At 71.4% G+C, this 20104-nt stretch carries 19 protein-coding genes; 9 read left to right on the top strand and 10 right to left on the bottom strand.

Going from position 1 to position 20104, the window contains the following annotated elements; genetic code table 11:
* Window positions 1–155 precede the first annotated feature (155 nt).
* Window positions 156–1331, top strand: a complete 1176-nt coding sequence (locus tag ACFYX0_RS25415; protein WP_388973333.1) for a DUF3103 family protein — start codon at window positions 156–158, stop codon at window positions 1329–1331.
* Window positions 1332–1394: 63 nt separating this feature from the next.
* Here the strand turns inward: ACFYX0_RS25415 and ACFYX0_RS25410 are convergent, their stop codons facing one another.
* The 3 genes from ACFYX0_RS25410 to ACFYX0_RS25400 form a co-directional block, all read right to left on the bottom strand.
* Window positions 1395–3095 carry a methylmalonyl-CoA mutase family protein gene (locus ACFYX0_RS25410; RefSeq protein WP_311697308.1) on the bottom strand — a complete coding sequence of 567 codons (1701 nt, stop codon included), beginning with the start codon at window positions 3093–3095 and terminating at the stop codon, window positions 1395–1397.
* A 75-nt stretch (window positions 3096–3170) separates the two neighbouring features.
* Window positions 3171–3509 (bottom strand): DUF3817 domain-containing protein, encoded by a 339-nt coding sequence (locus ACFYX0_RS25405; protein WP_311697309.1) that lies wholly within the window; start codon window positions 3507–3509, stop codon window positions 3171–3173.
* 87 nt (window positions 3510–3596) lie between these two features.
* A complete protein-coding gene (locus ACFYX0_RS25400; protein ID WP_355915661.1) occupies window positions 3597–4106 on the bottom strand; it encodes a MarR family transcriptional regulator in 510 nt (169 codons plus the stop codon).
* Window positions 4107–4230: 124 nt separating this feature from the next.
* Between ACFYX0_RS25400 and ACFYX0_RS25395 the strand changes: the two genes are divergently transcribed.
* Entirely contained in the window at window positions 4231–4662 is a 432-nt protein-coding gene (locus ACFYX0_RS25395; protein ID WP_388973331.1) for an SRPBCC family protein, read from the top strand.
* 97 nt (window positions 4663–4759) lie between these two features.
* Here ACFYX0_RS25395 and ACFYX0_RS25390 read toward each other — a convergent pair whose 3' ends face one another.
* The 4 genes from ACFYX0_RS25390 to ACFYX0_RS25375 form a co-directional block, all read right to left on the bottom strand.
* Window positions 4760–5404 carry a TetR/AcrR family transcriptional regulator gene (locus ACFYX0_RS25390; protein WP_388973329.1) on the bottom strand — a complete coding sequence of 215 codons (645 nt, stop codon included), beginning with the start codon at window positions 5402–5404 and terminating at the stop codon, window positions 4760–4762.
* A 466-nt stretch (window positions 5405–5870) separates the two neighbouring features.
* Window positions 5871–6623 carry a hypothetical protein gene (locus ACFYX0_RS25385; protein WP_388973327.1) on the bottom strand — a complete coding sequence of 251 codons (753 nt, stop codon included), beginning with the start codon at window positions 6621–6623 and terminating at the stop codon, window positions 5871–5873.
* 219 nt (window positions 6624–6842) lie between these two features.
* The gene (locus tag ACFYX0_RS25380) at window positions 6843–7139 is read right to left on the bottom strand and encodes an MTH1187 family thiamine-binding protein (protein ID WP_355915652.1); all 297 of its coding nucleotides are present in this window, start codon (window positions 7137–7139) and stop codon (window positions 6843–6845) included.
* On the bottom strand, window positions 7136–7480 hold the full coding sequence (locus ACFYX0_RS25375; RefSeq protein WP_355915649.1) for a DUF3817 domain-containing protein: 345 nt from the start codon (window positions 7478–7480) through the stop codon (window positions 7136–7138). Before ACFYX0_RS25375 ends, ACFYX0_RS25380 begins: the two co-directional genes overlap by 4 nt.
* A gap of 217 nt (window positions 7481–7697) precedes the next feature.
* On the opposite strand from ACFYX0_RS25375, the gene ACFYX0_RS25370 reads away from it, so the two are divergent.
* The 4 genes from ACFYX0_RS25370 to ACFYX0_RS25355 all read left to right on the top strand — a co-directional run bounded on the left by ACFYX0_RS25370 (window position 7698) and on the right by ACFYX0_RS25355 (window position 10342).
* Window positions 7698–8330, top strand: coding sequence for an AIM24 family protein (locus tag ACFYX0_RS25370; RefSeq protein ID WP_311697369.1), 633 nt, complete (start codon window positions 7698–7700; stop codon window positions 8328–8330).
* A 1-nt stretch (window position 8331) separates the two neighbouring features.
* Window positions 8332–8982, top strand: a complete 651-nt coding sequence (locus ACFYX0_RS25365) for an AIM24 family protein (RefSeq protein ID WP_388973378.1) — start codon at window positions 8332–8334, stop codon at window positions 8980–8982.
* A 38-nt stretch (window positions 8983–9020) separates the two neighbouring features.
* Window positions 9021–9773, top strand: a complete 753-nt coding sequence (locus ACFYX0_RS25360) for an AIM24 family protein (protein WP_388973376.1) — start codon at window positions 9021–9023, stop codon at window positions 9771–9773.
* Between the two features lie 92 nt (window positions 9774–9865).
* Window positions 9866–10342 (top strand): MarR family transcriptional regulator, encoded by a 477-nt coding sequence (locus ACFYX0_RS25355; RefSeq protein WP_311697318.1) that lies wholly within the window; start codon window positions 9866–9868, stop codon window positions 10340–10342.
* A gap of 97 nt (window positions 10343–10439) precedes the next feature.
* On the opposite strand, the gene ACFYX0_RS25350 is transcribed toward ACFYX0_RS25355, so the two are convergent.
* From ACFYX0_RS25350 to ACFYX0_RS25340, 3 genes are all read right to left on the bottom strand, one after another.
* Entirely contained in the window at window positions 10440–11798 is a 1359-nt protein-coding gene (locus ACFYX0_RS25350) for an MFS transporter (RefSeq protein ID WP_388973325.1), read from the bottom strand.
* Window positions 11799–11978: 180 nt separating this feature from the next.
* Window positions 11979–12935 carry a methylmalonyl Co-A mutase-associated GTPase MeaB gene (gene meaB / locus ACFYX0_RS25345; RefSeq protein WP_311697320.1) on the bottom strand — a complete coding sequence of 319 codons (957 nt, stop codon included), beginning with the start codon at window positions 12933–12935 and terminating at the stop codon, window positions 11979–11981.
* A gap of 56 nt (window positions 12936–12991) precedes the next feature.
* Window positions 12992–14194, bottom strand: coding sequence for an acetyl-CoA C-acetyltransferase (locus ACFYX0_RS25340; protein WP_388973324.1), 1203 nt, complete (start codon window positions 14192–14194; stop codon window positions 12992–12994).
* A 149-nt stretch (window positions 14195–14343) separates the two neighbouring features.
* Between ACFYX0_RS25340 and mce the strand changes: the two genes are divergently transcribed.
* From mce to ACFYX0_RS25325, 3 genes are all read left to right on the top strand, one after another.
* Window positions 14344–14784 carry a methylmalonyl-CoA epimerase gene (gene mce, locus ACFYX0_RS25335; RefSeq protein ID WP_311697322.1) on the top strand — a complete coding sequence of 147 codons (441 nt, stop codon included), beginning with the start codon at window positions 14344–14346 and terminating at the stop codon, window positions 14782–14784.
* Between the two features lie 234 nt (window positions 14785–15018).
* Entirely contained in the window at window positions 15019–18867 is a 3849-nt protein-coding gene (scy, locus tag ACFYX0_RS25330) for a polarized growth protein Scy (protein WP_388973322.1), read from the top strand.
* A gap of 180 nt (window positions 18868–19047) precedes the next feature.
* Window positions 19048–19983 carry a cellulose-binding protein gene (locus ACFYX0_RS25325; RefSeq protein WP_388973321.1) on the top strand — a complete coding sequence of 312 codons (936 nt, stop codon included), beginning with the start codon at window positions 19048–19050 and terminating at the stop codon, window positions 19981–19983.
* Window positions 19984–20104 lie beyond the last annotated feature (121 nt).

The raw sequence follows: 20104 nt of genomic DNA, 5'->3' as shown, positions 1-20104 counted from the left end.
AAGTTCACCGGTCGTGCGGTGCCGGACCCTTGTCGCAATGACATGCCCCCGTCATTATGACCGCGGGCCTCTACTCGCATAGACCCCGCTTCGGGTTCCACGGCTCCATTCCCCTACCGCGCGTCATCGACCCTCGTCCAGGAGGACCGATCCACGTGAGACCTCGCCACACCCGCCGACTCGGCACCCTCACGGCCGTCGCCGCATCCCTCGTCGCCCTGTGCGCCGGCCAGGCCCTCGGCGGACCCTCCGCCGTGGCGGCCCAGCGGACCGCCGCCTCCGCATCCGCCGCCGCGACCGCGTCGGCGGTCTCCACCGCGGAGAACCAGGCCGCGCGGGCGATCGCCGGCTCGCTCTCCGCCCCCGCCTGGCGCGCACGCGTCCGCACGGCCGCCCTCTCCTCCCACGAGGTGGCCGTCGCCGCGCTGGCCGACCGGTCCGGCTCCGGCGCCCTGAAGTCGGCCCTGTCCTCGGCCGACCGCCGCATCACCACCGCCAAGGGCCTGGGCACCGACGCCGGTTCCCTGCTCCGGCTGCGGCTCGGGGACCCCGCCATGCGCGCCGCGCTCACCGCCGACACGGAGCCGTGGGTGGCCGCGGCCGCCGCGGACGACGACACGGCCACGATCACCGCCTACGACAGCCACGGCCGCGCCCACACGCTCGACGCCCGCAAGGCGCCCACGCACCCCGTGTACGTCGTCGACATCGACGGCTCCAAGGCGCTGTCGGCCGGTCTGCGCGTACTGAACAAGGAACTCGGCCGATACGGCGTCGCCTCCGCCGCGCCCGCCCGGCGGCCCGCCCCCACGGCCGGCACCCGGGCCTCGGCCGCCGCCGGGGGCTTCTGGACCACCCGTGTCACCGCGGTGGAGCTGTCGGACGACGAGGAGCCCTGGTTCAAGGGCGACGCCGAGATCTACACCCTCGTCACCGGCTTCGGCCAGGACGGCAAGGTCCGGGTCGACCCGGTCGACATGCCGTACCTGGACAACGACCACACGGTGTACCGGCCGGGCCAGATCCTGGTCAACTGGTCCAACTACAAGTACAACCTGGCCGACGCCGTGATGATGGAGGACGACGGCGACACCAACTACCTGACCCTGGCCAAGGCCCTCGCCACAGCGCTGCTCACCATCGCCGACCAGGGCACCTACATCCCCCTGGTCACCGCGATCCTGGACGCCATGCCGAACAGCTGGTGGACGGACGACCCGGACTACGTCGACTCCTGGTACACCCTGTCCCGCGACGACAACGGCACCCGCTACGGCGCCCGCGGCAACGGCTGGATGACCGTGGAGCCGTACTTCGTACAGGAGTTCTAAGGGGAGCCGGACACGGCGACGGGCCGGCGGGAAGGGTTCCCGTCGGCCCGTCGTGCCCGCCCGTCAGAAGCCGGCCGGTTCCGTGTACACCCCCCACTCGTCCCGCAGCACCCCGCAGATCTCGCCGAGCGTGGCCTCCGCGCGTACGGCGTCCAGCATCGGGCCGATCATGTTGGAACCGTCGCGCGCGGCCGTGAGCATGGCGTCGAGCGCCGCGCGCACCGCCGCGTCGTCCCGCCCGGTCTTCCGCTCGCCCAGCACCCGCACCTGCTCGCGCTCGACCTCGTGGCTGACCCGCAGGATCTCCAGGTCCCCGGTGACCGACCCGGTGTGGACGTTGACGCCCACCACCCTCTTGTCGCCCTTCTCCAGCGACTGCTGGTAGCGGAACGCGGACTCGGCGATCTCGCCGGTGAACCAGCCGTCCTCGATGCCCCGCAGGATGCCGGAGGTCATCGGCCCGATGGGGTGCTGCCCGTCGGGATGCGCCCGCAGTCCCCGCTCCTTGATCTGGTCGAAGATCTTCTCCGCGTCCGCCTCGATCCGGTCCGTCAGCTGCTCGACGTACCAGGCACCGCCGAGCGGGTCGGCGACGTTGCCGACGCCGGTCTCCTCCATGAGCACCTGCTGGGTGCGCAGCGCGATCTCGGCGGCCTGCGCGCTCGGCAGCGCCAGCGTCTCGTCCAGCGCGTTGGTGTGCAGCGAGTTGGTCCCGCCCAGCACGGCCGCCAGCGCCTCCACCGCCGTACGGACGACGTTGTTGTACGGCTGCTGCGCGGTCAGCGAGACCCCGGCCGTCTGGGTGTGGAAGCGCAGCCACTGCGCCTTGGCGGTCTTCGCCCCGTACACGTCCCGCATCCAGCGGGCCCAGATCCGGCGCGCCGCGCGGAACTTGGCGATCTCCTCGAAGAAGTCGACGTGCGCGTCGAAGAAGAAGGACAGACCGGGGGCGAAGACATCGACGTCCAGGCCCCGGCTGAGGCCCAGCTCCACATAGCCGAACCCGTCCGCGAGCGTGTAGGCCAGCTCCTGCGCGGCCGTCGCGCCCGCCTCGCGGATGTGGTAGCCGGAGACCGACAGCGGCTTGTAGGCGGGGATGCCGGCCGCGCAGTGCTCCATCAGGTCGCCGATCAGACGAAGATGCGGCTCCGGCTGGAAGAGCCACTCCTTCTGGGCGATGTACTCCTTGAAGATGTCGGTCTGCAGCGTGCCGTTCAGCACGGCCGGGTCGACACCCTGGCGCTCGGCGGCCACCAGGTACATGCAGAAGACGGGGACGGCCGGACCGCTGATCGTCATCGAGGTCGTGACGTCGCCCAGCGGGATGTCCTTGAACAGGACCTCCATGTCCGCGGCCGAGTCGATCGCGACCCCGCAGTGCCCGACCTCGCCGAGCGAGCGCGGATCGTCGGAGTCGCGGCCCATCAGGGTGGGCATGTCGAAGGCCACACTCAGGCCGCCGCCGCCGGCGGCCAGGATCATCTTGTAGCGCTCGTTCGTCTGCTCGGCGTTGCCGAACCCGGCGAACTGCCGGATGGTCCAGGTCCGCCCTCGGTAACCGGTCGGGTACAGACCGCGAGTGAAGGGGTACTCACCGGGCCACCCGATCCGCTCGAAGCCCTCGTACGTGTCGTGGGGCCGCGGCCCGTACACCGGCTCCACGGGGTCGCCGGAGAGCGTGGTGAAGTCGGCCTCGCGCGTGCGCGAGGCGTCATAGCGGGCCTGCCAGCGTCGGCGGCCCTCCTCGATGGCGTCAGCGTCCATACCCTCGAATTTACTAGGACGTCCAAGTAAATGTCGACGGCTGACCGCCGTACGGCTTCCGTACGGCGGTGTCCGCTACGCCTTGGCGACCGCGGGGGTACCCTCCGCGACCCGCTCCTCCAGCTCGCGCGTGACCTTGCGCTCCACGAAGAAGGCGGCGGTGGGGATGGTCCCCGCCAGCAGCACCCACAGCTGCTTGCCGACCGGCCACTTGGCCTTGGAGCCCAGGTCGAAGGCGAAGACCAGGTAGATGACGTACAGCCAGCCGTGGGCGATGCCGACGACACGGGTGAAGTCCGCGGCACCGTTCATGTCCAGCACGTACTTGGCGATCACACCGAGGGTCAGCAGGACCAGCAGCACGCCGGTGACATAGGCCATGACGCGGTAGCGGGTCAGCACGCTCTTTTTCATGGCTCCGAGCGTAACGGCACGTATCGGTCGATCTTCGAGTGCCCCCGCGACGTGCCCGCAGCGACGGCCCGGCGGGCCGCCGACCTGCTACTCGCCGCTGAAGTCCCCCGCCGCGATGCGCAGCGGGCGCAGCATCGCGAAGATCTCGGCGCACTCCTCGGCGTCGTACGTGCCGAGCCCGAACTCCATCGCCATCAGGTCGCGCGTGGCGGCGTCGCAGACCTCACGTCCCTTGTCGGTGATGGAGGCGAGAGTGCCACGGCCGTCGTTGGGATTGGGCCGCTTGGCCACCAGACCGGACCGCACCAGGCGGTCGACGGTGTTGGTGACGGAGGTGGGGTGCACCATGAGCCGCTCGCCGATCTTGGACATGGGCAGCTCGCCCGCCTTGGAGAAGGTGAGCAGCACCAGCGCCTCGTAGCGCGCGAAGGTCAGTCCGTACGGCTTCACGACCGCGTCGAGCTCGGCGAGCAGGATCTGCTGGGCTCGCATGATCGAGGTGATGGCGGCCATCGACGGCACGTTTCCCCAGCGCTGCTTCCAGTGTTCGTCGGCACGGGCGATGGGGTCGAAGGACAGACTGAGCGGCTTCGGCACGACACCGACCTTACCCGCCGGTCACATGGTGGTCAGCCCTGTCTCGCTCTTCGGTCGGCCCCGGGCGCCGGGCGCACACTGGAGACAGAGGGCCCCGTGCACGGGGCGAACGTGGAGGTGAGCCATGAGCACCCTCGAGGAACACGTCGACATCGCGGTCCCGATCGACGCGGCCTGGGACAGCCTGCACCACATGGAGGAGTATCCGCGCTTCATGGACGGCGTGCGCGACGCCCGTACGGAGACGGGCGGCCGGGCGCATCTGGACGTCGACACGGGCGGCCGGTCCCGGTCGTTCGAGGCCGAGGTCTCCGACCACGGAGACCGGCGCGTGATGGAGTGGCGCACCACGGGCGACCCCCGGCTGTCGGGGTCGTTCTCGCTGCAGCCGATCGACCAGGGCCACACCCGCGTCCAGGCACGCGTGGAGTACGACCCCGGGCCCGTGCGGGACAGCTTCGGCGGCCCGAAGGGGTTCGCCCAGGCGAACGCGATCGAGCGGCTGGTCCGCGGCGATCTGGAGCACTTCAAGGAGCACCTGGAACGGCAGCGGTGAGCACCGGGAGGCGGCCGCGGCGCCCGGCGGTCTCCTGAGGGCCGGAGCCGGGCGGACGCGGCACGACCCGGCGGGTGCGGTCCCGCGCCCGTCGGCCCTACGTACGCTCCGGGGCGTTCGAGGCCCGGCGCAGTGCGTGCCGTACCGCTCGCTGTGCCACCGGGCCGAGGTCGTCGAGCGCCGCCACCAGGGTCACCAGCTGGTCCAGGGCGGCCAGCGCGGCGCGCGCGCCCGCCGTGTCCACCCCTTCGTACAGCTCGATCCCGACGAAGGACGCGGACACCGCACGGGCCAGCCCTGCCGGGTCCGCGAACTCCCCCGCCGGTGTCGCCGCCAGCACCCGCACCAGCACCCGCTCGATCTCCGCGATCCACAGGTCGAGCCCCGCGGCCGTGGCCGGCGCGAGCCTGGGATGGGTCTGGGCACCGGCCAGCAGCTGGCCCAGCACGGCCACATGCCCCGCGGCCTTCTCCTCCTCGTGCACCTGCCGCCCGAAGGAGAGGAGTTCACCGAGCGAGCTGATGCTCTCCAGGCGGTCCCGGTAGCGCGCCACCCGCTGTTCCGTGCCGTAGCGGCATGCGGCGGCCAGCAGCTCGTCCACCGAGCCGAAGTGGTAGAAGACCAGCGCCTGGTTGACCCCCGCCGTCGCCGCGATCGTGCGCGCCGAGGTCTTGGCGATCCCCTGCTCGGTGAGGGTCCGCAGCGCCCCCTGAAGCAGCTTCACCTTCGTCGTCTCGCTCACGCCCGCGCCTCCTCCTCCACGGGCCGCGACGGGAGCCCTGGGGCGTGTTGCGAAAGTACCGCCTGCCTCGCGACGCCATGCACGCTCCCCCACGCTCGACTTCGCTCGCGCGGGCGGTGCCCCCACCGCCGCACCGGGCGAAACCCCACGTACATCCAGTACGAGGGCTCCCGCCCCGCACACCGATAGCACGCGCCTGACGCCGCGAGGCCCGCCCTCCGGGCGAACGACGGGACTTTCGCAACACGCCCTAAGCGCGGGTGCGCCTCACGCGCGCATATCCGGAAGAAGTGCGGCTCGCTCGCCAGGAGTTGGTGTGTGCCGGGGAGGTGGAGGATGCGCACGGACGACACCGTCTCACGGTCGGCGGTGTCGGTGCAGGGCACATTCTCGATCTTGAAGGGGACATCGCGCCTCTTGCCGCCGCCCGGCGTCGCGTCGCCCGGCGCCGTACGGAGGACCGAGGTCACGACGGCCGCTCCAGGGCGGCCAGCAGGCGCGGGGCGCGCACCCGGGTGGGCGGGGTGCGCAGACAGCGGCGCGCCGCCGGGGTGCCGGCGAGGGGCTCCTTGCACAGGGCCAGGGAGATGACGACGGCCAGCAGCAGCGGGCACAGATACGCCATCGTTGCCGCCAGGGGGCCGAACAGCCGTACACAGGAGCGCAGCCCGAGGCCGACGCAGGCGACGGTGAGGACCACCCCCCGGACGACCAGTTCCGCGCACCAGTTGGCGAGTGCACGCTCCGGTGTCACCCCTCGCTCCACCCACAGGCGGAGGCGGTCGAAGGACCAGGCCGTCGCCCAGCCCATGAGGGGCCGCAGGAACAGCCGGCCGGCGAGGCGGCCGAAGGCGCCCCAGCGCGTCCGGTAGTCGTACCCGGCGAGGAAGCGGACGCCGTCGCCGTCGGGCACGTAGCGCCAGTAGCCGCTGCCCTCGGCGATCAGCGACAGCGGGTGCGGCGAGCAGAAGCGCAGCGCGGAGGTGCGCGTCCCGTCCGGGCGCGTCTTCTCCCCGGCCGACACCCCGGTCCCGCAGACGGTCAGGAAGGGCAGGATGCGCGTGACGTACCGAAAGCGGCGCGGTTCGTCCTCCGCGCCCGGCAGGCAGTCGATCTCGGTGAAGCGGAAGTCCCAGCGGCGGTGGTGCGCGGGGTCCTGGGTGCGGGCCCAGAGTTCGTCGAGGTCGCCCCGTATGTGCGCCTCCACGTAGAGCCCCATTGCCGATCCCCCATGCCAACGGCCCTATTTGAGCGACTGCTCAAAACAACTGACCTGACAGTACAGGCATTTGAGCAGTCGCTCAAACCACGGCAACGGGAAAGCCCCGGCCGCCGGGGCCGGGGCTTTCGGCCGGGTCTTCCGCTCGGAGTCCCACTCGGAGTCCCACTCGGAATTCCCGCCGTGGTCACCGCCGTGATCTCCGCCGCGGAGGGCGCGTCACTCGGTGGACAGGTACCGCTCCACCGTCTCCACCTTGGAGGTGAGGCCGTCCGTCACGTCCGGGCGGATGTCCGCCTTCAGTACGAGGGAGACCCGCGGGGCGCGCGCCTCGACCGCCGCGACGGCGCGCTTCACGACGTCCATGACCTGGTCCCAGTCACCCTCGATCGAGGTGAACATCGCGTCGGTGCGGTTCGGCAGACCGGACTCCCGCACCACCCGCACGGCGTCGGCGACGTACTCCCCCACGTCCTCCCCGACACCCAGGGGCGTCACCGAGAAGGCGACGATCACGCGTTCACGATCCCTTCCTTGCGGGCGCGGGCCGCGATGACCGCGTTCTCGGCCTCGCGGCGCAGCTTGCGCTCGGCGAAGAAGCCACCGGTCGGCAGCACGGAGAGGACGAAGTAGAGGGCGGCCGTCCGCACGGACCACCTGGCCCGGTTCCAGGCGTCGGCCCAGAAGATCACGTACAGGATGAAGAGCACGCCGTGGATCGAGCCCATGACGGGCACCGCGTTGAAGTCCGAGGTGCGCTTCAGTACCGAGCAGACGAGCAGCAGCAGGAAGGAGACGGCCTCGGGGGCCGAGACCAGGCGGAGCCGGCGGAGGGCGGTGGCGGTCTTTATGTCCACGGGTCACCTTCGGTGGGAGATTCGCTGACGACACAGTCGCTTTGTGAACGTGTGCACAAGCGCCCCCCATTGTGACATCCGGGACGCGACGGTCCGGGAACCGGGGGGCGGGGTGTCGATGACGCGTGGGCGTAGGCCTCAGGGACGGGTCAGGGTGGGATCCACCTTCGGGCTCTGTCCGCTCCGCCCGCCCGGCGGCTACCTTCACCTCGTGGCGATGTTCCGACTCCAAGGCAGCAAGGTGCTGGCCGTCGACATGACCGGGGACGCCGTGAAGGCGAAGAACGGCTCGATGGTCGCGTACGACGGCCAGATGGCCTTCAAGAAGCTCACCGGCGGCGGCGAGGGGCTCCGGGGGATGGTGACCCGAAGACTCACCGGCGAGCAGATGACCGTGATGGAGGTGAAGGGACGCGGGACGTGCTGGTTCGCGGACCGCGCCTCCGAGATCAATCTCGTGGACCTGCGCGGGGACAAGCTGTACGTCGAGTCGAGCAATCTGCTCGCGACGGACGCCGGCCTGCGCACGGGCACGACCTTCACCGGCCTGCGCGGCGCCTCCCAGGGCAACGGCCTGTTCACCACGACCGTGGAGGGCCACGGCCAGGCCGCGATCATGTCGGACGGTCCGGCGGTGGTGCTGCGGGTGAGCGCGCAGTACCCGCTGACCGTCGACCCGGGCGCGTATGTGGCGCACCAGGGGAATCTGCGGCAGTCGTTCCAGTCGGGCGTGACGTTCCGCACATTCCTCGGCGAGGGCGGCGGCGAGGCCTTCCAGATCCGCTTCGAGGGGGACGGGCTGGTCTACGTCCAGCCCAGCGAGCGCAACACGATCGCGGGTGATCTCTGACATGGGCTTCCGCGAGATGAACTCGAAGATGATCGAGGCGACGGTGGTGCCGGGGCAGCGGCTGTACAGCCAGCGCGGCGCGATGCTCGCCTACAAGGGAGAGGTCTCCTTCACCCCGAACATCCAGGGCGGCCAGGGCGGGATGATGTCGATGCTCGGCCGCCGGATCGCGAACGAGGCGACCCCGCTGATGACGGTCGAGGGCAGCGGCACGGTGCTGTTCGGGCACGGCGGCCACCACATCCAGGTGATCGACCTCACGGGGGACACGCTCTACGTCGAGGCGGACCGGCTGCTCGCCTTCGAGGGCACGCTCCAGCAGGGCACGATGTTCCTGGGCGCGCAGGGCGGCGTGATGGGCCTGGTGCGCGGCCAGGTGACCGGCCAGGGCCTGTTCACGACCACCCTCACCGGGCACGGCGCGGTCGCCGTGATGGCGCACGGCGGAGTCTTCGAGGTGCCGATCACCCCGCAGCACCCGGTCCATGTCGACCCCCAGGCGTATGTCGCGCACCACGGTGACGTACGCAACAAGCTGTCCACGGCGCTCGGCTGGCGCGACATGGTGGGGCGTGGCTCCGGCGAGGCGTTCCAGCTGGAGCTGAGCGGCAGTGGTGCGGTGTACGTGCAGGCGTCGGAGGAGAAGCTGTGACCACCTACCCGGGCGCCGGGCCCGTCGTGCACGACCCGATGACGCTGCCGGCCGACGACAACGTCAACAAGTACACCTTCTGCGTGGAGCTCAAGGGGAGCCAGTGGTTCCTGCAGAAGGGGAAGATGATCGCGTACTACGGCGCGATCGAGTTCAACGGCGTCGGACACGGCCGTCTGGACCGCCTCGTCCGTACTTCCTTCCATTCGCCACTGCACGCGAGCGACTGGGTGGTGGCCGACGGCTCCGGCAAGATGCTCCTCGCCGACCGGGCCTTCGATGTGAATTCCTACGACCTGGACGACGGCAATCTGACCATTCGCTCGGGCAACCTGCTCGCTTTTCAGCCAAGTCTGTCGCTGAAGCAGTCGATCATTCCCGGTTTTCTGACACTCCTCGGAACCGGAAAGTTCGTGGCCGCGTCCAACGGTCCGGTGGTGTTCATGGAACCCCCGATCCGGGTGGACCCTCAGGCACTGGTCGGCTGGGCCGACTGCCCGTCTCCGTGCCATCACTACGACCATGGGTATCTGACGGGCGTATGGGGCGGTCTACGTGCGATGACGGGCCTCGGCGGGGCCTCCGGGGAGGAGCACCAGTTCGAGTTCGTCGGGGCGGGCACGGTGCTGCTCCAGTCCTCGGAGACCCTTATGGCGGAGCAGTCCACGGGAGCGGTTCCACACGAGCCCGGCGTACCGGGCGGCGGAGGGGTACCCGGTCATCAGGGACAGCCGGGGGCACCGCGCCTTCCCGGACAGCTGGGGGACCTCCAGCGTCGCTTCGGGCTGTGAGCGGTAGTCTGCGGAGTGTGACATCGAACGCGTGCGCACTGTCACACCACCCTCACTAGTACGCCTTTCAACCTTTTAGGTAGACTTCATTCATGGAGACCGAGACGGCCACGCGCTGGCTGACCGATGCGGAGCAGTGCGCCTGGCGCACCCACCTGGAGGTCAACAGGCTGTTGACGTACCAGCTCGAAAGGGATCTGCAACCGTTCGGCCTGACGATGAACGACTACGAGATTCTGGTGAATCTCTCGGAGTCGGAGGGCATGCGGATGCGCATGAGCGACCTCGCGGCCGCCACCCTCCAGTCCAAGAGCCGGCTCTCGCACCAGATCACTCGTATGGAGAACGCGAACCTGGTACGCCGCGAGAACTGCGAGTCGGACCGACGGGGTCTGTTCGCCGTCCTGACGGACCACGGCCTGGAGACGATGCGGAAGGTCGCGCCGCACCACGTGGCGTCCGTGCGCAGACACTTCATCGACCTGCTCTCCGAGGACGACCTGGAGCAGGTGCACAAGTCCCTGCGCCCGATCGCGGAGCACCTGAGGGGACAGCGGGGCAAGCCGTAGCGGTACCCCGGGCACGCCCGGCGGTGCGTCGCATCCGCCGGCCGCCCGCGCGGCGGTGACGGTCAGCGCCGCGCGGCCGCCCGCGCGGCGGTGACGGTCAGCGCCGGCGGCCGCGCCGTCGCCGCGGCCGCGCCGGGCAGGCGGACGACGCGCCTGCGCACTCGCCCCCGGCCTCCGCTGCGGCGGCCGCGAGCACACCGTCGGCGGACGGTTCTCCGCCCACCTCCGGCGGGCCGGGCCGGTGCGGCCGTACTCCGCGTACGAGGCCCGGACGACCGGCGAGAGCGGCGGCCGCCAAGGTGGCCGCGCCGGACAGCGCGAAGCACACGCCCAGCGGCAGACGGCCCAGCAGCACGCCCACGGCCGCCGAACCGGCCGAGCTTCCGGCGTTGACCGCCGTGTTCACCCAGGCGCCGGCCCGGGTGCGGAAGCCCGGCGGTGCCGACTCGTCCGCGATCAGGTACGACGTCGTCAGGGCCGGGGCGATGAACAGACCCGCACAGGCCACGGCCGACGTGAGGACGGCGAGACCGGGGGCAAGGCCCGCCACGGCCAGCGTCAGGCCCAGCGCCGCCGCGAGCACCGGCAGCCTGACCCGCGCGCTCGTCCGCCAGTCGGCCGCGCCGTTCAGCAGCCCGCCGACGGCGCTGCCCGCGGACAGCGCCGCCAGCACCCACGCCGCAACGTCGTCGCCGTAGCGCCGCTCCTCGACGAAGGCCAGGACCAGCAGATCGAGCGCGCCGATCCCCAGCCCGACCCCGGCGGCCACCATCACCGGCTGGGCGAGCCCCCGCGCTCCCCGCGGGCGTCCCGGGGAGCGGGTCCGCCTCGCCGTGCCGGGGCGGGCACGGGCCACCAGCGGGGACGAGACGAAGACGGTGGTCCCCACGACCACCAGGAGCGCGCTGAGCGCCACCCCGGCCGCGGGTGGCGCCCACCGCACCACTGCGCCCACCAGCAGCGGGCCGGACACGAACAACAGTTCCTCGACCACTCCGTCGAGCCCGAAGGCGCGCTGCAACAGCCGCTGGTCGTCGATCAGCCCGCTCCACACCGCCCGCATGGTGGGTCCCAGAGGGGGTGCGAAGGCACCGGCGGCAAGGGCGAGGGCTCCCAGCAGCGGTGCCGGGACACCGGGCCGCCAACTCGCCGCGGAAAGCGTCGCGAGCAGCGCGCCGTAGATCAGCGCCATCGGTCTCAGCGCCCGTCTCGGTCCGTACCGATCGACGAACGCCGCCCGCGACGGCGAGAGGAGGACCGAGGTGGCGCCGAAGAGCGCCATGACCGTACCGGCCGCGGCGTAGGACCCGGTCGCCCTGGTCACGGACAGCATGACGGCGATGGACACCGTCCCGTACGACAACCGGCCGACCAGCGCGGCGGCAAAGGTGCGGCGGGCGTACGGGACACGCAGAACGGCGGCATACGAAGGCCGCCCGGAAGCAGGCGTTGACACGTGGAGGTTCCTCGGCTGAAGGCATGGAAGGGGACGCCTGAGTCCCGCGACGACCACGGCCGGACGCCGTGTGCCGATCGCGGACCTGGGCGGGTCCTATGCCAAGAGGAGGAACATGCGGGTCAACGTATCAACGGGTGCCAGGGCCCGCCACGGGTTTTCCCGGCACCCGGCCGGCCCTCAGCCGTTCGTGAGGCCCGCCACCAGTTCGTCCGCCGCCCGGTAGGGGTCGAGTTCACCCGCCACTATGCGCTCGGCCAGCGTGCTCAGCCGGCGGTCGCCGTGCAGATCGCCGATCCGCTCCCGCAGGGCCGTCACCGCGATGGTCTCCACCTCGTGCGCGGCACGGGCGAGGCGGCGCTCCGTGAGCACCCCGCGCTCCTCCATCCACGCCCGGTGCTTCTCCAGCGCCTCGACGACCTCGTCGACGCCCTCGGCGCGCGCCGCGACCGTCTTCACGATCGGCGGGCGCCAGTCGCCCGGGGCCCGCGACTCCCCGAGCCCCAGCATGTGGTTCAGCTCACGCGCGGTCGCGTCGGCGCCGTCCCGGTCGGCCTTGTTGACCACGTACACATCGCCGATCTCCAGGATGCCGGCCTTGGCGGCCTGGATGCCGTCGCCCATCCCGGGGGCCAGCAGCACGACCGAGGTGTCCGCCTGGGAGGCGATCTCCACCTCCGACTGGCCGACGCCCACCGTCTCCACCAGGACCACGTCGCAGCCCGCCGCGTCCAGCACCCGGATCGCCTGCGGGGCCGCCCAGGCGAGGCCGCCCAGATGACCGCGCGTGGCCATGGAGCGGATGTACACACCCGGGTCGGACGCGTGCTCCGACATCCGCACCCGGTCGCCGAGCAGCGCGCCGCCCGAGAAGGGCGAGGACGGGTCGACGGCCAGGACGCCGACCCGCTTGCCCTGCTTGCGGTACGCCGTCACGAGCGCCGACGTGGACGTGGACTTGCCGACGCCCGGGGAGCCCGTGAGGCCCACCACATATGCGTTGCCCGTCAGTGGCGCCAGGGCCGCCATGACCTCCCTGAGCTGCGGGGACGCCCCCTCCACCAGGGAGATCAGCCGGGCCACGGCACGCGGGCGGCCGTCCCTGGCCTGGGCCACCAGTGAGGAGACGTCCTGCATCACAGCTCCGTTCACACGTTCACGACGTTCACGTCAAGAGGTCGGGGCGAGACCGCTCAGGCCTTGGGTACCCGCACGATCAGCGCGTCACCCTGACCGCCGCCGCCGCACAGCGCGGCCGCGCCGACGCCGCCGCCACGCCGCCTGAGCTCCAGGGCGAGGTGGAGGACGATCCGGGCGCCGGACATGCCGATGGGGTGACCAAGGGCAATCGCACCGCCATGGACGTTCACCATTTCGGGGGAAACGCCCAGGTCCTTCATTGACTGCACGGTGACCGCCGCGAACGCCTCGTTGATCTCGATCAGATCGAGGTCCGAGACCTCCAGGCCCTCCTTCTTCAGCGCGTGCAGGATCGCGTTCGACGGCTGCGAGTGCAGCGAGTTGTCGGGACCCGCCACATTGCCGTGGGCGCCGATCTCCGCGATCCACTCCAGGCCCAGCTCCTGCGCCTTGGCCTTGCTCATCACGACCACGGCCGCCGCACCGTCCGAGATCTGCGAGGAGGAGCCGGCCGTGATGGTGCCGTCCTTGCTGAAGGCCGGGCGCAGCTTCCCCAGCGACTCGACCGTCGTGTCGCCGCGGATGCCCTCGTCCTTGCTGAAGACGACGGGCTCACCCCTGCGCTGCGGTACCTCCACCGGAGTGATCTCGGCCTCGAAGATGCCGTTCTTCTGGGCGGCCGCGGCGCGCTGGTGGGACAGGGCGGAGACCTCGTCCTGCTCCTTGCGGCCGATGCCCAGACGGGTGTTGTGGTGCTCCGTGGACTCGCCCATGGCGATGCCCTCGAACGAGTCGGTCAGACCGTCGTAGGCCATCGAGTCGAGCATCTCGACGGCGCCGTACTTGAAGCCGTCACGGGACTTCGGCAGCAGGTGGGGGGCGTTGGTCATGGACTCCTGGCCGCCCGCGACGATCACGTCGAACTCACCCGCGCGGATGAGCTGGTCGGCGAGCGCGATCGCGTCCAGACCCGACAGACACACCTTGTTGACGGTCAGGGCCGGGACGTTCATCGGGATGCCCGCCTTGACCGCGGCCTGGCGCGCCGGGATCTGGCCGGCCCCGGCCTGCAGCACCTGACCCATGATCACGTACTGCACCTGGTCGCCGCCGATCCCCGCACGGTCGAGGGCGGCCTTGATCGCGAAGCCGCCGAGGTCGGCTCCGGAGAAGGACTTGAGCGAGCCGAGCAACCGTCCCATCGGGGTGCGGGCACCCGCGACGATGACGGAGGTCGTGCTGTTCGTTCCAGACATGAGCTGCGATCCCCTTCCGGCCTGCACAGCCGAGGAGTGAACGAGGGTTTACTTCGAATGTACTGAGCAGTACCGCACCCCGTCATCGGGCTGTCAGTGTGATCGCGCGCACGTTGCGTAACCACGCCCGGAGCGCTGCACTGATTCCTATGCTGACGCGAATCGACCACATCGGGATCGCCTGTTTCGACCTGGAGAAGACCGTCGAGTTCTACACCTCGACGTACGGCTTCACGGTGTTCCACACCGAGGTCAACGAGGAGCAGGGCGTGCGGGAGGCCATGTTGAAGATCAACAACACGGACGACGGCGGCGCCTCCTACCTCCAGCTCCTCGAACCCGTCCGTGAGGACTCCACCGTGGCCAAGTGGCTGGCCAAGAACGGCGAGGGCGTGCATCACATCGCCTTCGGTACGGCGGATGTCGACCAGGACTCCACCGACATCCGGGACAAGGGCGTACGCGTCCTGTACGACGAGCCACGACGTGGTTCCATGGGGTCGCGGATCACCTTCCTGCACCCCAAGGATTGCCATGGTGTGCTCACGGAACTCGTCACATCGGCGGCTGTTGAGTCACCTGAGCACTGACTGCCGTACATATGGGCCGGTAGGGTTGGGGGCGGTCGTCGCTCCACCAGGGCGACCGCGTCCCGCCGTGAGCGGCGTGACGACAGGCCGGGGTCCGGGTTTCGGGGGACGAGCGTCGGGGCAGCAGCCCATGCTCCGCCGTTGATCTGACACCATTCCCCGGGGGCCCCGTTCGGCGGATGGACGGAGCTCGTTTGGAGAGACTTGCGACCAGGGGACGGATGGGACCGCGCAGTGCGGGGCTACGAACGCCAGGAGCGAGAGCCGGCGGCTGACGTCGACCACCTCTCTCGGTTCGAGGCCGAGATGGAGCGGCTGAAGACCGAGCGGGAAAAGGCGATCCAGCACGCCGAGGATCTCGGCTACCAGGTCGAGGTGCTGCGCGCCAAGCTGCACGAGGCGCGGCGCACACTCATGACCCGTCCCGCCTACGACGGGGCCGATCTCGGCTATCAGGCCGAGCAGATGCTCCGTACGGCGCAGATGCAGGCGGACCAGCTGCGGGCGGACGCGGAACGCGAGCTGAGCCAGGCCCGCGCGCAGACGCAGCGCATCCTCCAGGAGCACGCCGAGCAGGTCGCCCGCCTCCAGGCGGAGCTGCACGGGGAGGCGGTCGCCCGCCGCCAGCAGCTGGACCAGGAGCTCGCGGAGCGCCGACAGACCGTCGAGTCGCACGTCAACGAGAACGTGGCGTGGGCCGAGCAGCTGCGCGCCCGCTCCGAGGCGCAGGCCCGCCGGCTGGTGGAGGAGTCCCGCGCCGAGGCCGAGCAGTCCCTGGCCGCCGCGCGCGCCGAGGCCGAGCGGCTCGTCGCCGAGGCCCGGCAGCGGCTCCAGAGCGACACCGAGAGCGCCCGCAGCGAGGCCGACCAGATCCTGCGCCGGGCCCGCACGGACGCCGAACGGCTGCTCAACGCCGCGTCCACCCAGGCCCAGGAGGCCACCGACCACGCCGAGCAGCTGCGGTCCTCCACCGCGACCGAGTCGGACACCGCCCGCCGTCAGGCGGCGGAGCTGAGCCGTACCGCCGAGCAGCGGATGGCGGAGGCCGAGACGGCCCTGCGCGAGGCGCGCGCCGAGGCCGACAAGGTCGTCGCCGAGGCGAAGGACGCCGCCACCAAGGCCCTCGCCCATGCCGAGTCGACCAACGAGCAGCGCACCCGCACCGCCAAGGAGCAGGTCGCCCGGCTGGTCAGCGAGGCCACCAAGGACGCGGAGGTCACCAAGGCCGAGGCCGAGCAGGTGGTCGCGGACGCGCGCGCCGAGGCCGAGAAGATCCTCGCCGAGGCCGGTGAGAAGGCCCGCAGCATCACCGCCGAGGAGACCGCCTCCCAGCTCGCCAAGACCGCCCGTACCGCCGAGGACGTCCTCACCAAGGCGTCCGAGGACGCCAAGGCGACCACCAAGGCCGCCGCCGAGGAGGCCGAGCGGATCCGCCGGGAGGCCGAGGCGGAGGCGGACCGGCTGCGCGGCGAGGCGCACGACCTCGCCGAGCAGCTCAAGGGCGCGGCGAAGGACGACACCAAGGAGTACCGCGCCAAGACGGTCGAGCTCCAGGAGGAGGCCCGCCGGCTGCGCGGCGAGGCCGAGCACCTGCGCTCCGAGGCGGTCGCCGAGGGCGAGAAAATCCGCGCCGAGGCCCGGCGCGAGGCCGTCCAGCAGATCGAGGAGGCGGCCAAGACCGCCGAGGAGCTGCTCGCCAAGGCGAAGGCCGACGCGGACGAGCTGCGCCAGAGCGCCGCGAACGACAGCGAGAAGGTCCGTACCGAGGCCATCGAGCGTGCCTCGACGCTGCGCCGCCAGGCCGAAGAGACCCTGGAGCGCACCCGCAAGGAGGCCGAGACCCAGCGAGCCGAGGCCGTGGAGCTGTCGGACGCGATCAGGGAGCAGGCGGAGAAGGCCGCCCGCGAGCTGCGCGACGACACCGAGCGGGCCGTGGAGGCGCGCCGCACGGAGGCCGCCGAGGAGCTGACCCGCCTCCAGAGCGAGGCCGAGCAGCGGCTCACCTCCGCCGAGGAGGCGCTCTCCGACGCGCGGGCGGAGGCCGAGCGGATCCGCCGCGAGGCCGTCGACGAGGGCGACCGGCTCCGGTCGGAGGCCGCCGAGCGCAGCCGTACGCTCCAGGCGCAGGCCGAGGCCGAGGCCGACCGGCTGCGTACGGAGGCCGCGGCCGACGCGTCCGCCTCCCGTGCCGAGGGCGAGGCCGTCGCCGTACGCCTGCGCACGGACGCGGCGACCGAGGCCGAGCGGCTGAAGACAGAGGCGCAGGACACTGCCGACCGGGTCCGGGCCGAGGCCCAGGCCGCCGCCGAGCGGCTGGCCGCCGAGGCCACCGAGACGCTGGCCGCCGCCCAGGACGAGGCCGTCCGGCGCCGCCGCGAGGCCGAGGAGCTGCTCGGCTCCGCACGGCAGGAGGCCGACCAGGAGCGCGAGCGGGCCCGCGAGCAGAGCGAGGAACTGCTCGCCGTGGCGCGCGCCCGGGTCGAGGAGGCCCAGACCGAGGCCGTACGCCTGGTGGAGGAGGCAGACCGGCGCGCCACCGAGATGGTGTCGGCCGCCGAGCTCCACGCCCAGCAGGTGCGGGACTCCGTGATCGGGCTGCACGAGCAGGCCCAGGAGGAGATCACCGGACTGCGCTCGGCCGCCGAGCACGCGGCGAACCGTACGCGCACCGAGGCGCAGGAGGAGGCGGACCGGGTCCGCGCCGACGCCTACGCGGAGCGCGAGCGGGCCTCCGAGGACGCGGGCCGTATCCGCCGGGAGGCCGCCGAGGAGACGGACGCCGCCAAGTCGCTGGCCGAGCGGACCGTCTCGGACGCGATCGCCGAGGCCGAGCGGATCCGCACGGAGGCCGCCGAGCACGCCCAGCGCGCCCGGACGGAGGCGTCGGACACCGTCGCCACCGCCGAGCAGGACGCGGCGCGCACCCGTGCGGAGGCGCGCGAGGACGCGAACCGGATCCGTTCGGACGCGGCCACGCAGGCGGACACCCTGATCACCGAGGCGGCGTCGGAGGCCGAGCGGCTCACCACGGAGACCGCCGCCGAGGCCGAGCGGGTCCGGGCCGAGTCCGTGGCCAAGGCCGATGCGCTCCTGTCGGACGCCACCGGCGAGGCGGAGCGGCTGCGCGCCGAGGCCGCCGAGACGGTCGGGTCCGCGCAGGCGCACGCCGAGCGCGTCCGCAAGGAGTCGGAGCGGGTGCGGGCCGAGGCCGAGGCGGAGGCCGAGCGGCTCACCACGGCCGCCCGCGAGGAGGCCCAGCGCACCCTGGACGAGGCACGCAAGGACGCCAACAAGCGGCGCTCCGAGGCGGCCGAACAGGTGGACACGCTCATCACGGAGACCACGGCCGAGGCCGACAAGCTGCTCACGGAGGCCCAGCAGAGCGCCCACCAGACGACGGCGGAGGCCGAGACGCAGGCGGACACCATGGTGGGTGCCGCGCGCAAGGAGGCCGAGCGCCTGGTCGCCGAGGCGACGGTCGAGGGCAACACGCTGGTGGAGCGGTCCCGTTCGGACGCGGACGAGCTGCTCGTCGGGGCGCGCCGGGACGCGACCGCGATCCGGGAGCGCGCGGAGGAGCTGCGCGAGCGCATCACGACGGAGATCGAGGAGCTGCACGAGCGGGCGCGGCGCGAGTCGGCCGAGACGATGAAGTCGGCCGGCGAACGGTGCGACGCGCTGGTCAAGGCCGCCGAAGAGCAGCTGGAGAAGGCCAAGGCGCAGGCGAAGGAGACCCTCTCGGAGGCCAACTCCGAGGCCGGCAAGGTCCGTATCGCCGCCGTCAAGAAGGCCGAGGGCCTGCTGAAGGAGGCCGAGCAGAAGAAGGCCACGCTGGTCTCCGAGGCCGAGCAGATCAAGGCCGAGGCCATCCGCGAGGCCCGCAAGGCCGTCGAGGAGGGCAAGCGGGAGCTGGAGATCCTGGTGCGCCGGCGCGAGGACATCAACGCGGAGATCTCGCGTGTCCAGGATGTCCTGGAGGCGTTGGAGTCCTTCGAGGCTCCGAACGGGGGCAAGGACGGGGGCGTCAAGGCGGGAGCCGCGGCGGGTGCGACCCGTTCGGGTGGCAAGGCGTCAGAAGGGTAGTCAAAAGCGCTGATTCTGTGCTTGTCGGGACGTTTCCACAGGTCCTGGCAAGCCTCCCGACAGTCAGCCACCCAAAAGGAGTGTCATTCTCCAGATCAAACACGCATCCGCTCGATGACACGCCGCATCGACCCCTAGGATTCCCTTATCACCTCACTGGTCTCATTCGACAGGAACCCCATGAGCGACACTTCCCCCTACGGCTTCGAGCTTGTGCGGCGTGGGTACGACCGCGCTCAGGTGGACGAACGGATCTCCAAGCTCGTCTCCGACCGTGACAGTGCTCTTGCCCGCATCACCGCTCTGGAAAAGCGCATCGAGGAGCTCCACCTCGAGACGCAGCACGCCCAGGCCCAGGTAACCGACGCGGAGCCGTCGTACGCGGGTCTCGGCGCACGCGTCGAGAAGATCCTCCGTCTCGCCGAGGAGGAGGCCAAGGACCTGCGCGAGGAGGCCCGCCGCGCCGCCGAGCAGCACCGTGAGCTCGCCGAGTCGGCGGCCCAGCAGGTGCGCAACGACGCGGAGTCGTTCGCCGCGGAGCGCAAGGCCAAGGCCGAGGACGAGGGCGTCCGGATCGTCGACAAGGCCAAGAGCGACGCCTCGCAGCTGCGCTCCGAGGCGCAGAAGGACGCGCAGTCCAAGCGCGAGGAGGCGGACGCCCTCTTCGAGGAGACCCGCGCCAAGGCCGCGCAGGCCGCCGCCGACTTCGAGACGAACCTCGCCAAGCGGCGTGAGCAGTCCGAGCGCGACCTGGCCTCGCGTCAGGCCAAGGCCGAGAAGCGACTGGCCGAGATCGAGCACCGCGCGGAGCAGCTCCGCCTGGAGGCCGAGAAGCTGCGTACGGACGCCGAGCGCCGCGCCCGCCAGACGGTGGAGACGGCCCAGCGCCAGGCCGAGGACATCGTGGCCGACGCGAACGCCAAGGCCGACCGCATCCGCTCGGAATCCGAGCGCGAGCTGGCGGCGCTGACGAACCGTCGCGACTCCATCAACGCCCAGCTCACGAACGTCCGCGAGATGCTCGCGACGCTCACGGGCGCGGCGGTGGCCGCCGCCGGTTCGCCGGCCGAGGACGAGCCGATCTCCCGTGGGGTCCCGGCGCAGCAGTCCCGGTAACGCCTGACCGGTTGTATGACGACAGGGCCCGCATCCCTCGGGGGTGCGGGCTCCGTCGTACGCGGGCACCGGTCCCTTCCGCCGGGCGACCGGCTCGGGTGGCAGGCCCCGAACGCCCGTC

It is taken from the genome of Streptomyces sp. NPDC002573, from assembly GCF_042889625.1.
Classification (GTDB): Bacteria; Actinomycetota; Actinomycetes; order Streptomycetales; family Streptomycetaceae; genus Streptomyces; species Streptomyces gibsoniae.
The sequence above is the reverse complement of the archived record's forward strand: the minus strand, read 5'-3'. Positions and strand labels throughout refer to the sequence as shown.